The 11616-nt window shown below is 72.6% G+C and carries 11 protein-coding genes and 2 pseudogenes; 10 read left to right on the top strand and 3 right to left on the bottom strand.

All coding sequences use genetic code 11. The annotated features are described in order from the left end of the window. The 5 genes and pseudogenes from ABZ371_RS21210 to ABZ371_RS21190 all read left to right on the top strand — a co-directional run. Positions 1–283 (top strand): annotated as a pseudogene (locus ABZ371_RS21210) (hypothetical protein); the annotation flags it as partial. A 335-nt stretch (positions 284–618) separates the two neighbouring features. Continuing rightward, positions 619–1476 carry an ABC transporter ATP-binding protein gene (locus ABZ371_RS21205; RefSeq protein WP_358681909.1) on the top strand — a complete coding sequence of 286 codons (858 nt, stop codon included), beginning with the start codon at positions 619–621 and terminating at the stop codon, positions 1474–1476. Continuing rightward, positions 1473–2453 (top strand): iron-siderophore ABC transporter substrate-binding protein, encoded by a 981-nt coding sequence (locus ABZ371_RS21200; protein ID WP_358681907.1) that lies wholly within the window; start codon positions 1473–1475, stop codon positions 2451–2453. The genes ABZ371_RS21205 and ABZ371_RS21200 overlap by 4 nt, the downstream gene beginning before the upstream one ends. 4 nt (positions 2454–2457) lie before the next feature. Continuing rightward, a complete protein-coding gene (locus tag ABZ371_RS21195) occupies positions 2458–4524 on the top strand; it encodes an iron ABC transporter permease (RefSeq protein WP_358681904.1) in 2067 nt (688 codons plus the stop codon). A 185-nt stretch (positions 4525–4709) separates the two neighbouring features. Next, positions 4710–4976: a hypothetical protein gene (locus ABZ371_RS21190; RefSeq protein WP_358681901.1), complete on the top strand. Its 267-nt coding sequence runs from the start codon at positions 4710–4712 to the stop codon at positions 4974–4976. A 281-nt stretch (positions 4977–5257) separates the two neighbouring features. Here the strand turns inward: ABZ371_RS21190 and ABZ371_RS21185 are convergent, their stop codons facing one another. Further along, positions 5258–5890, bottom strand: coding sequence for a hypothetical protein (locus tag ABZ371_RS21185; RefSeq protein ID WP_358681898.1), 633 nt, complete (start codon positions 5888–5890; stop codon positions 5258–5260). A 463-nt stretch (positions 5891–6353) separates the two neighbouring features. Here ABZ371_RS21185 and ABZ371_RS21180 point away from each other — a divergent pair, with 463 nt between their 5' ends. After that, positions 6354–7181 (top strand): alpha/beta hydrolase, encoded by an 828-nt coding sequence (locus tag ABZ371_RS21180; RefSeq protein ID WP_358681895.1) that lies wholly within the window; start codon positions 6354–6356, stop codon positions 7179–7181. Between the two features lie 199 nt (positions 7182–7380). On the opposite strand, the gene ABZ371_RS21175 is transcribed toward ABZ371_RS21180, so the two are convergent. Together ABZ371_RS21175 and ABZ371_RS21170 are read right to left on the bottom strand one after the other, a co-directional pair. Then, on the bottom strand, positions 7381–8271 hold the full coding sequence (locus ABZ371_RS21175) for a TIGR03620 family F420-dependent LLM class oxidoreductase (RefSeq protein WP_358681893.1): 891 nt from the start codon (positions 8269–8271) through the stop codon (positions 7381–7383). A 162-nt stretch (positions 8272–8433) separates the two neighbouring features. Beyond that, a pseudogene (locus tag ABZ371_RS21170) lies at positions 8434–8694 on the bottom strand (dienelactone hydrolase family protein); the annotation flags it as partial. Positions 8695–9066: 372 nt separating this feature from the next. On the opposite strand from ABZ371_RS21170, the gene ABZ371_RS21165 reads away from it, so the two are divergent. The 4 genes from ABZ371_RS21165 to ABZ371_RS21150 all read left to right on the top strand — a co-directional run bounded on the left by ABZ371_RS21165 (position 9067) and on the right by ABZ371_RS21150 (position 11480). Continuing rightward, positions 9067–9474 (top strand): YciI family protein, encoded by a 408-nt coding sequence (locus ABZ371_RS21165; protein WP_358681890.1) that lies wholly within the window; start codon positions 9067–9069, stop codon positions 9472–9474. A gap of 8 nt (positions 9475–9482) precedes the next feature. Further along, a complete protein-coding gene (locus ABZ371_RS21160) occupies positions 9483–10628 on the top strand; it encodes a DUF6596 domain-containing protein (RefSeq protein ID WP_358681912.1) in 1146 nt (381 codons plus the stop codon). Between the two features lie 160 nt (positions 10629–10788). Further along, positions 10789–11091 (top strand): metalloregulator ArsR/SmtB family transcription factor, encoded by a 303-nt coding sequence (locus ABZ371_RS21155; RefSeq protein ID WP_358681887.1) that lies wholly within the window; start codon positions 10789–10791, stop codon positions 11089–11091. Then, positions 11088–11480 carry a VOC family protein gene (locus tag ABZ371_RS21150; RefSeq protein WP_358681884.1) on the top strand — a complete coding sequence of 131 codons (393 nt, stop codon included), beginning with the start codon at positions 11088–11090 and terminating at the stop codon, positions 11478–11480. The genes ABZ371_RS21155 and ABZ371_RS21150 overlap by 4 nt, the downstream gene beginning before the upstream one ends. Positions 11481–11616 lie beyond the last annotated feature (136 nt).

The raw sequence follows: 11616 nt of genomic DNA, 5'->3' as shown, positions 1-11616 counted from the left end.
CGACGGGGAGCGGCGGGAGGAAGGCAGGCGGAAGGAGACCGAGCGCACCGTCGAACGGCGCGGAGCCGCAGCGGTGCCGCCCGCCCGCCCCGACGTGCGGCAGGAGCCGAGGCCGTATGCCACCGCCCGCCCGGAGCCGTTCCGTCCGAAGCCGCGGCGGCCGGCGGCATCCGGCCGGACCCGGCCGGCGGAGACGTACGACATGCGGACCGTATGCGCCGCAGGCCGTGGCGTCGCCTCGCCGGAGATCGTGAGCCTGTGCCGCGGCACGTACGGACGCTGACCGGGCGTCGGCCTGGGCCGTGGTCGTCCGGGCTCTCGACCCGTGTCCGCCCGGGCGGGGCGGGGACGCTGACGGGCGGCATGTGGGCGCCGCGATCGCCTGGCCGGCGTTCGGCCATGCCCCGGCGGTGAACTCCGGCCCGGGGCCGGACGACCTGGGCGGTGCGTTCCGGCCCGGGGCCGGACGACGCCGTGGCCACGAACTCCTGACCGGGGTGGCGGGCGCGAGCCGTTCAGGACCCGGAGACGCTCCGGACGGCACCGGCCGGAAGGCCGAGGACCCGTGCGGGAGGGCCCTGGTCAGGGGCCTGATTAGGTTAGGCTAACCTTCACCATGTGAGATCTGGTGAAGAGACGCCCCGCAATTCGAGGCGCGGGCACATGCTGTCGGCCGCCGCGGTGACCGTGGCCTACGACGGCCTCGACGTCGTGCACGACGCGGCGCTGACCCTGCGGCCCGGCGAGGTGACCGCCCTCGTCGGACCGAACGGCAGCGGCAAGTCGACGCTCCTGCGCACCCTCGCCCGGCTGCAGCGGCCCCGCCGCGGGACGCTCACCATCGACGCCGGCATCGACGGCCTCGCCCTGACCTCGCGCGAGTTCGCGAGCCACGTCGCCCTGCTGACCCAGAGCCGTCCCACCCCCAGCGGCCTCACCGTGCGCGATGTCGTGGAGTTCGGCCGCTATCCCTACCGCGGCCGGTGGGGCGGGAAGGATCCGGGCGGCCCGGCGGCCGTCGACCGCGCTCTCGCCATGACGGGCCTGACCGAGCTGGCCGGGCGCGGCGCCGACAACCTGTCCGGCGGACAGCTCCAGCGGGTGTGGCTCGCCGGCTGCCTCGCCCAGGAGACCGGCGTACTCCTCCTCGACGAGCCCACGACCTACCTCGACCTCCGCTACCAGGTCGAACTCCTCGACCTCGTACGCGACCTGACGGACGACCACCACATCGCGGTCGGCGTCGTCCTCCACGACCTCGACCAGGCCGCCGCCGTGGCCGACCGGATCGTGCTCCTCCACGCGGGGCGTGTCGTCGCAGACGGACCGCCCGAGGACGTACTGACTCCCGAACGTCTGACCGGCACCTACGGCATCCGGATCGACGTGGACACAGACCCCCTGACCGGCAGGCTGCGCACCCGCGCCATAGGCCGCCACCACACCAGAACCGAAAGGCTCAGCACCACCCCATGAGACGCCTCCTGCTCACCGCGGCCGCGGTAACCGCCGCCGCGCTCACCCTGACCTCCTGCGGAACGACCGAGCCGGCCGCCACCGACTCGGCGAAGGGCTCCGCCCCCATCTCCCTCACCGACGCATCCGGTACGAAGGTCCGACTCGACCGGCCCGCCACCGACGTCGTCGGTACGGAGTGGAACGTCGTCGAGAGCCTCCTCGCCCTCGGCGTCGACCCCGTGGGCGTCGCCGACGTCAAGGGGTACAGGACGTGGGACACGTCCGCACCCCTGAAGAACGACCCCAAGGACATCGGCACGCGCGGCGAGCCGAGCATGGACACGATCGCCTCGCTCTCGCCCGACCTCATCGTCGCCACCACCGACCTGCCCGCGTCCGCCGTCAAGCAGCTGCGCAGGATCGCTCCCGTCCTCCAGCTGAAGTCGGCCGACGGCTCCGACCAGATCGGGCTGATGAAGGAGAACCTCGACCTCATCGCCGAGGCCACCGGCACCGAGGAGCAGGCCGAAAAGGCCGGGAAGAGGTTCGACGCCAAGCTCGCGCAGGGGAAGAAGGCGCTCGCGGACGCCGGTCTCGCCGGGACGGAGATCGCCTTCGCCGACGGCTACGTGACCTCCAACCAGGTGTCCATCCGCCCCTACACCAGCGGCTCCCTCATCGGCGCCGTCAACGAGGCGATCGGCCTCAAGAACGCCTGGACCGTCAAGGGGGACGAGAGCTACGGCCTCGCCGCCACCGACGTCGAAGGCCTCACCGCCCTCGGTGACGGCGTGCGGTTCGCCTACATCGGCAGCGACGGGGACAAGAACAGCACCCCGTTCACCGGCGCCCTGGCCGAGAACTCCGTATGGAAGTCCCTGCCCTTCGTCAAGGCGGGCGACGTCCACCGGCTGGACGACGGCATCTGGATGTTCGGCGGGCCCGGGTCGATGGAGGCCTACGTCGACTCGCTCGTCGAAGCGCTGACGAAGTAGCACGATGGCCGTCACCGCAGAGATTTCCGCAGCCCGTCCGTCGACGGCCACGTCCCGGGCGGGCGCGGTCGCGGTGACGGCCGCGCTCGTGCTCCTGGTCGCCGCCCTCGCCGTAGCCGACATCACGCAGGGCACGGCCGCCGTCGGCCCCGCAGAGGTCTGGAAGGCGCTCACCGGACGCGCCGACCCGGCCGACGCGTCCGTCGTCATCGCCTCGCGGCTCCCCAGAATGACCGCCGGACTCCTCGTCGGCGCCGTACTCGGCATGGCGGGGGCCGCCCTCCAGGCCATCAGCCGCAACGTCCTGGCGTCCCCCGACACCCTCGCGGTCAACGCCGGTTCGTACGCGGCACTCGGACTCGTCGCCGTCACCGGCACGTCGCTGCCGCTCCTCGCCTCCTCCGGTGTCGCGTTCGCCGGAGGCCTCACGGCGGCGGCCGTCGTGCTCGGGCTGTCGGGGCTCGGAGCGGGCACCGTCCGCCTCGTACTGGCCGGGAGCGCCCTCGCCCTCGGTCTCGGATCGGTGACCGAAGGGCTGCTGCTGCTCTTCCCCGAGCAGACCGAGGGCCTGTACCGGTGGAACCAGGGAGGCATCGGCCAGAACGGCTTCGACGGTGTGGTGGGCATGGCACCCGTGGCGCTCGTCGGCCTGGTCGGCCTGCTGCTGACCGCCCGCCGGGTCGACGCCCTCGCACTGGGCGACGACGCCGCCCGCGGACTCGGGGTACCGGTACGGTCCACACGCATCACGGTGGTCGTGCTCACCTCCCTGCTCGCCGCGGCGGCGGTCACACTCGCCGGTCCGATCGGCTTCGTCGGCCTGTGCGCCCCCGCCCTCGTCCGCCCCCTCGCCGGCCGGTTCCGCGTCTTCGCCCGCACCCGTGCACGCGTACCCCTGGCGGGCCTGGCCGGTGTGGCGCTCGTCCTCTGCTCCGACGTACTGCTGCGCGCGCTCGTGACACCGGAAGCGGCTGTACGGGTGCCCACCGGGGTCGTGACGAGCGTCGTGGGCGCCGTGTTCCTGATCGTGATGGCGGTCCGGGCCCGGGACGCCTCCGACGGCCTCGCGCAGGACCGGGTGCGCATCCGCAGCCGGGTGGTCTTCCTGACCACCACGGCGGTCCTCGTGGCCGTCGTCGTCGGTGTGGCGGTCGGCGCCGTTCTGCTGGGCGACAGCAAACTCCTCCTCGGCGACGTCGTGAACTGGGCCCAGGGCAGGGCGGGCCACGCCGTGTCCTTCGTCCTGGACACACGGATGCCCAGGGTGCTCGCCGCACTCCTGGCGGGTGCGGCGCTGGCACTGGCCGGGACGCTCGTGCAGGCGGTGACGCGCAACCCACTGGCCGAGCCCGGAGTCCTCGGTGTCTCGGGTGGTGCCGCCCTCGGTGCGGTCGTCCTCGTCACGACGGCGCCGGCCGCCGGCTCGTGGGGCGTGGCCGGAGCCGCTTTCGCGGGAGCCGCCGTCAGCGCCCTCGTGGTCTTCGGGCTCGCGGCGCGTGGCGGATTCCCCCAAAACAGGCTGGTCCTCGTCGGCATCGGATTCGCCACCGGGGCGACGGCGCTGACGAGTCTCCTCATCGTCCTCACCGACCCGTTCAACGCGGCGAAGGCGCTGACCTGGCTGTCGGGGTCCACCTATGGAAGGACGCTGCCCGACGTCCTGCCCCTCGCCGTCGTGCTCGTCCTCGGCGGCACCGTGGCACTGGCGCGCCGCACGGAACTCGACCTCGTGTCACTCGACCAGGACACCCCGCGGCTCCTGGGACTCGACCTGGGCCCCCGGCGTCTCGGCTTCCTCGCACTGAGTGTGCTGCTCAGCGCGACAGCCGTGGCCGCCGCCGGGACGATCGGCTTCGTGGGGCTCGTGGCACCGCACGCGGCGCGCGCGCTCGTGGGACGGCGGCACGTCCGGGTCCTGCCGGTCGCGGTGCTGCTCGGCGCCCTGCTCGTCTGCACCGCCGACCTGCTCGGCCGCACCGTCATCGCCCCGGCCCAGCTGGGCGCCGGCCTCATGACAGCCGTCATCGGAACCCCGTACTTCCTGTACCTCCTCGTGCGCAGCCGGCAGTAGCGGGCCGGTGGGGGGTGATACCTCCGGTGCCCGTTCGACGTCCACCTCGCGGGCCCTGCCTCGTGTCACGTGGGAGAGCTCGTGCGTGCGCGAACGGGGCGCGCGGGCCTGCCCACGCCCATGTGTGCCCCGATCGGCCCGCGGGGTCGGCCCGGTTGTCAGTGGCGGGTGCGAGGCTACGGGGTATGGACGAGCAGATCATGCGCAAGAGGGTCTACGGAGGCGACCACGACGATCCGGATCCCGGCCCGCGGCCGGGGCGGCTCTACGTCGAACTCGTGGGCGGTCCGCTGGACGGCCTGCTCCTCGATGTCACCGGCTGGACGGCGGAGCGGTTGCTGGAGGGCGCGGCCCTGTCCACGGAGCTCGGCCGCTACACCGGCGGGCGGGCACTGTACGGGCCCCGCACCGACGACCCGCGCCGGTTCGACTGGGCCGGCGACAGCCCGTGACGTGAGAGGGGTGCCACCTCTGCGCGAGCTCACCCGTCCGGGGTCCGGCCGGCCGGCTGTGCGTCCGGTGCGCCGGAGGGCGCCGTGGGGGTGTGCCGTGGGGGTGTGCCGTCGGGCGGAGGCGTCCGGCCGCGGTCCGAGCCGATGCTCCGGTGCCGGTCCCCAGCGGCCCGCTCCGATCGTGCGGGGCCGCTCCACGAGTACCGGCCCGACCGCGGAGCACGCGGAACGGCCCGTTGCCGAACAGCCCCCGACCGTACGGCAGGAGGCTGTGCCAGGTGTTACTGGGCCGGGGCCGGGGCGGGTGCCTCGTCCTTCGACGCGGCCGCGGCCGCGGCCGGCTCGACCGGGCTGTAGAAGACGGATCGACCCTGCTTGGAGCGTTCCAGAACGCCCTGCGCGACGCCCTGTTCCAGGGTGTTGCGCACGACGGTGACCTGCACCTTGCGCTGCGGGTGCGACTCGGCGAGTCCGGCGGCGACCTCGGAGGCCGACTTCGGTTCCCGCTGCGCGGCCAGGTAGCCGGCGATCAGCTCACGCCATGTCGGCTCGGCCGCAACGGCCTTGTCCGGACCCTTCTTCTTGGCGGCGGCCTTCCGTCCCGCCCCCGCACCGGCCTTGGCCGTGCGTGACGCCTTCTGCGGCGCCGACTTGCCCTTCGGACTGCGTGCCGCCGGCACGGACGCCGCCGTGCGCGGCTTGGTGGGTGCCGGGACGGCCTTCGCGGCGCCGCCGAGCACCTCCTGCATCTTGCTCAGCACCTGCTCACTGTCCTGGAGCTGGACGAGCTCGTCCCGCAGCCTGGTCAGTTCCGCCTGTACCCGCTCCTGATCGCTCCGGTTCGCCGCGAGATCATCGGCGACCCTCTGCGCATAGTCAGCGGTGACGCCTGCCGGGGGAGCGTTTTTGGCCATGAGTGCCTCGTCCTTCGATGTGTGTGAAACGGGTATAGCGGCTGATGCTACCCACACCAACGATGTCAAGGCCCCACCGGACACCATCCCGACACAGCCCTTACGCATCCCGTGGAACCGACGACAGGGGACAACTGCCGCTGACCGGCGCTCAGGTGGCGTGAAGTCGACGTCACGAACCACGGAACCCACATCGTGCCGGTGCACGTCGGCACATGTGTACGTGAGCCCGCACCCACCTCCGCCTACGTCATCCCCGTGCCGTGGCCGGGTGCGAAGGACCGCGTGGGAACGGAAGGCCGGGGTGCCGCGGCCGTGCGCCCGGTGGTTCGTGTTGCCGGTGTGCCGGTCGGCCCACACCATGGTTGAGGGATCCGCGACCGTGCGCAGCTCGAGGCCCCGTCCGGCGAGGCTCCCACCCACGGCGTGGCCCGGCCCGCCTCCCACACCGGAAGGATTGCCCATGCCCACGGTCAGCACGCGCGACGGTGTCGAGATCTTCTACAAGGACTGGGGTCTTGGACGCCCGGTGGTCTTCATCCACGGCTGGCCGCTGAGCGGGGACGCGTGGCAGGATCAGCTCAAGTGGGTCGCGGACCACGGCTTTCGCGGCATCGCCCACGACCGGCGCGGTCACGGACGCTCGACCCCGGTGTGGCACGGCTACGACTTCGACACCTTCGCCGACGATCTGAACGACCTCCTCCACGCCCTCGACCTGCGCGAGGTGACGCTCGTCGCGCATTCGATGGGCGGCGGCGAGCTGGCGCGTTACATCGGCCGCCACGGCACGGACCGCATCAGGTCCGCGGTACTGCTGTCGGCCATCACGCCGCTGATGCTGCAGGGTCCGGACAACGCCGAGGGCGTCCCCCGGAGCGTCTTCGACGGCATCAAGCAGGGCATCCTCACCGAGCGTTCGCAGTTCTGGAGGGACACCGCGGAAGGGTTCTTCGGTGCCGACCGTGCCGGGAACAAGGTCACTCAGGGCAACAAGGACGCCTTCTGGGCCATGGCCATGCAGGAGACCATCGAGGGCGGCGTCGCCTGCGTCGACGCCTTCGCGGAGACCGACTTCCACGAGGACCTGCGGAAGTTCGACATCCCGACGCTCGTCGTCCACGGTGACGACGACCAGATCGTGCCGATCGACGCGACAGGCCGCAAGACCGCCGAGCTCGTGCCGAACGCCACGCTGAAGGTGTACGAGGGCGGCTCCCACGGCCTCGCGATGGTCCCGGGCGACAAGGAGAGGTTCAACCAGGACCTTCTGGACTTCCTCCGGAGCTGAACCCGGGGCGGGCCCCCTCCGTCACCCCGGCATGGGGCCGCGCACCCGCCCCGGCATGGGCCCGCGCACCCGCCCCGGCTCCGCTGCCACAGCAGACCTCGGAGGCGGCGCTGCCCGGGCCGCGGCACGCGCACGCCCGGCGTGCCGCCTTCCGGTTCGACCGCCCTGGGCCCCGGTGCCGCCGGAGGGCTCGCCGGGGTTACAGCTCGTCGGCGAACGCCTGGGCCAGCGCACGCCATTCGGCCCTCGGCAGACCGGCCCCGCCCTCGTCGGCCGTGAGGACCTGGAGTGCGACATGGTCGGCGCCGGCGTCGAAGTACTCCTGCGCCCGGGCCCGCACGCGCTCGGTGTCACCCAGCGCGAAGAGGGCGTCGAGGAGCCGTACGCTGCCGCCGTCGGCGAAGTCACTCTCCGCGAACCCCAGCCGGAGCAGGTTGTCCGTGTAGTTGGGCAGTCGCAGGTACATCTCCAGCATGTTCCGCGCGGTGGTGCGGGCGCGGTCCAGGTCGGTGTCGAGCACCACCGACAGCTCGGGTGCGAGCAGTGCGCCGGGACCGAGCGCCTCACGCGCCTCCGCCGTGTGCTCGGAGGTGACGAGGTAGGGGTGCGCTCCCACCGCACGGCCGCTCGCCAGTGCCAGCATCTTGGGGCCGAGCGCCGCGAGGACCCTCCGCCCCGCCTCCACGGGCACAGTGGCGGCGTCCAGGGCGTCGAGATAGGCGACCATCGCGCTGTACGGCTTCTTGTACTGGGGCACCATCGGTCCGTGGCTGACGCCGAGGCCGAGGACGAACCGCGCGCGTGCGGCCGTGTCGAGGGCGGCGATCCGGGACGCCACCTCCTCGGCCGTGTGATCCCAGATGCTCAGGATGCCGGTGGCCACGGTGGTCGTACGGGTGGCCGCCACGACGGACACGGCGTCCTCGGGGGAGGGGCTGCCCCCGACCCAGAGGGTGCCGTACCCCAGATCGTCCAGTTCGGCGACCGCCTCCGCGATCGCCCGCCGGCCCGTGTCGTCGGTCCGTGCCCCGTGCAGGGCCCCGCTCCAGATGCCGATCCGTCCGAAGGTTCCGCGCGTGTCAGAAGTCATGCCGTGACCAACACCGCCGTCCACCCGCTATTCCCTTCCGTCGACGTTTCACCCGGACGGAGTACTGGACGATCGCCCCCGGGTGGATGGCACAGCCCGTTCGAACCACCGGGATCACCGCGGTGCCGCCCCCTGATGCGGGCGATGCCGGGCCGGCCGCGCTCAGCCGAGGAACTCCAGCACCCGGCGCCACGTCAGTTCCGCTGCGCAGGGGTCGTGGTCCGGCAGGTCCCGGTCGGTGTAGAAGTGGCCCGCGCCCGGGTAGCGGAAGACCTCCAGCTCGACCCCCGACTCCTGGGCCGCCCGCCGGAGAGCGGCGACGCGCTCGGGCGGCGCTAAGTCGTCAGGCTCCGCGGCGTGGAGTTGCGCCCTGCTTCCGGGGCGCACGGCGGGAGAGAGGTCGACAGCGGCGTGGCCGACAACGTTCGGACCCGGCACTCATGGCATCCGATTGGCATGCGATCCGCTGTGCCTCGGCGCCCGGGACGCTCGGGAGTGCCACGTCCCGGCCGGCCGGCCGATCACACCCGTACCAGCAGGTGCCCCACTACGGTGACGCGGCGAGGACTCTCCCGGGCCAGGCACTCGGCCTCCGCCGCCCGGGGAGGCCGCTCGCCACCGGGCGTCTTGACACCGCGGCGAGAACCTGCGTCCGGGGACGACTCGGCCGCGTCGGCCCGGGGACCTCGGAGAAAGTGGAGAAGAATTCCGGCGACGATGTCGAGAACTCGCGGCCGGCTCCGTCCCTGCCATGAACGCGGCCGGAACGGGCCGCACAGCACCGAGGAGAACACCATGGCCAAGTACCTGCTTCTCAAGCACTACCGTGGCGCCCCGGCCGCGGTCAACGACGTCCCGATGGACCGGTGGACGCCCGAGGAGATCTCGGCCCACATGCGGTACATGCACGACTTCGCGGCCGGGCTCGAGAAGACGGGCGAGTTCGTCGACGGTCAGGCGCTCGCTCCCGAGGGCACGTTCGTCCGGTACGACGGCGAGGGGCGCCCCCCGGTCACCGACGGCCCGTTCGCCGAGACGAAGGACCTCATCGCCGGCTGGATGGTCATCGACGTCGACACGTACGAGCGCGCGGTCGAGCTCGCCGGCGAACTGTCCGCCGCCCCGGGGGCGGGTGGGCAGCCGATCCACGAGTGGCTGGAGCTGCGCCCCTTCCTGACCGAGCCGCCCACGATCACGGAGTGACCGCCGCCGTGAACGAGGCGCTGCTCCGGAGCCTCACCCCGAGCGTGCTCGGAATCCTCGTCCGCCGCGGAGCCGACTTCGCGGCGGCCGAGGACGCCGTCCAGGAGGCGTTGGTCGAGGCGGTCCGCGTCTGGCCGGACGACCCCCCGAGGGATCCGAAGGGCTGGCTGGTCACCGTGGCCTGGCGCCGGTTCCTCGACCACGCCCGCGCGGAGACCGCCCGCCGGCGGCGCGAGGACCTCGTCGAGGAGGAACCGGCGCCGGGGCCCGCGCCCGCGGTCGACGACACGCTCCAGCTGTACTTCCTGTGTGCCCACCCGTCCCTGACGCCGTCATCCGCGGTCGCGCTCACCCTGCGCGCCGTGGGTGGGCTGACCACCCGTCAGGTCGCCCGGGCCTACCTGGTGCCCGAGGCGACCATGGCGCAGCGCATCAGCCGGGCCAAGCGCACGGTCTCCACGGCGCGGTTCGACCGGCCCGGCGATGTCGCCACCGTGCTGCGCGTCCTCTACCTGGTCTTCAACGAGGGCTACTCCGGCGACGTCGACCTCGCCGCGGAGGCGATCCGGCTCGCCCGGCAGCTCGCGGCCGTCGTCGACCACCCCGAGGCGGCGGGCCTGCTGGCCCTCATGCTGCTCCACCACGCCCGGCGCGTCGCCCGGACCACGCCCGACGGCAGCCTGGTGCCGCTCGCCGAGCAGGATCGCGGACGCTGGGACACGGCGATGATCGCCGAAGGCGTCGGCATCCTGCAGGCGGCGCTCGCCAGGGACCGGCTGGGGGAGTTCCAGGCCCAGGCCGCCATCGCGGCACTGCACGCCGACGCGCCCACCGCCGAGGAGACCGACTGGGTGCAGATCGTGGAGTGGTACGACGAGGTCTGCCGCCTGACCGGCAGCCCGGTCGTCCGGCTCAATCGTGCGGTGGCCGTGGGGGAGGCCGACGGGCCGCGCGCCGGTCTCGCGGCCCTCGCGGCGCTGGACGCTTCGCTGCCCCGCCACACCGCGGTGGCGGCGTACCTGCACGAGCGGGACGGCGACGTGGTGGCGGCGGCGCGGCTGTACGCCGAAGCGGCGCACAAGGCTGCCAACCTCGCCGAGCGGGAGCACCTGACACGCCAGGCCGCCCGGCTCAACGCCCACCGACACGACTGACGGCTCGCCCGTCGGCGCTTCCGGCAGCACGGTCCCGTGCGCTCCGCGTTCGTACGGGCAGTCCTGGTGGGCCGGTTCCGCTTCCCACACGTGCGGACCCGGTGACATGGAGGCGCGTCCCGCTTGATAGGCAAGTGACGGCTTGCCTATCATGAGGGGCGTGGCCGACGAACTGTTCAGAGCCCTGGCCGACCCGACTCGCCGCACCATCCTCGACGAGCTCACGGAGAAGTCGGGGCAGACGCTGTTCGAGATCTGCTCCCGGCTGAGCGTGAAGCACCACGTCGGCATCTCGCGCCAGGCGGTGTCCCAGCACCTCGCCCTGCTGGAGGCGGCCGGTCTCGTCGAGACCAGACGGGAGGGCCGCTGCAAGTTCCACGACCTGAACACGGCTCCGCTACGGCGGATCGCGGAGCGGTGGCTCGTGCCGGATGCGGCCGAACCCGAGGAGAGTGCCCCATGAAGATGCACCTGACCAGCGTCTACGTCGACGACCAGGCCAAGGCCGAGCGGTTCTACACCGAGATGCTGGGGTTCCTCAAGAAGCACGACGTTCCGCTGGGCGAGAAGGATCGATGGCTGACGGTCGTCTCGCCCGACGAGCCCGAGGGCACGGAACTCCTGCTGGAGCCGGCCGGTCACCCGGCTGTCAGGACCTACCGCGACGCCCTCGTCGAGGACGGCATCCCTCTCGCCCAGTTCGCCGTCGACGACGTGAGGGCGGAGTACGAGCGCCTGCGCGGTCTCGGTGTCCGCTTCACCCAGGAGCCCTTGGACATGGGGCCCGTCACCACCGCGGTGTTCGACGACACCTGCGGCAACCTCATCCAGATCGCGACCGAACCGCGGTAGGCGCCGTCCGTCCCGCCACCCAGGGGCCGTGAGGCAAGGCGCGGTGCCGCGTGCCTGGACACCGCGCGGACCGCCGGAGTGCCGCACTCCGGTACGGCGGGGTGGGTCCGCGGCGGCTTCGAGGCGTGCGGCCCAC

It is taken from the genome of Streptomyces sp. NPDC005899 (assembly GCF_040629645.1).
Taxonomy (GTDB): Bacteria; Actinomycetota; Actinomycetes; order Streptomycetales; family Streptomycetaceae; genus Streptomyces.
Note: the sequence above shows the minus strand (reverse complement) of the source record. Positions and strands in the feature narration are given on the sequence as shown.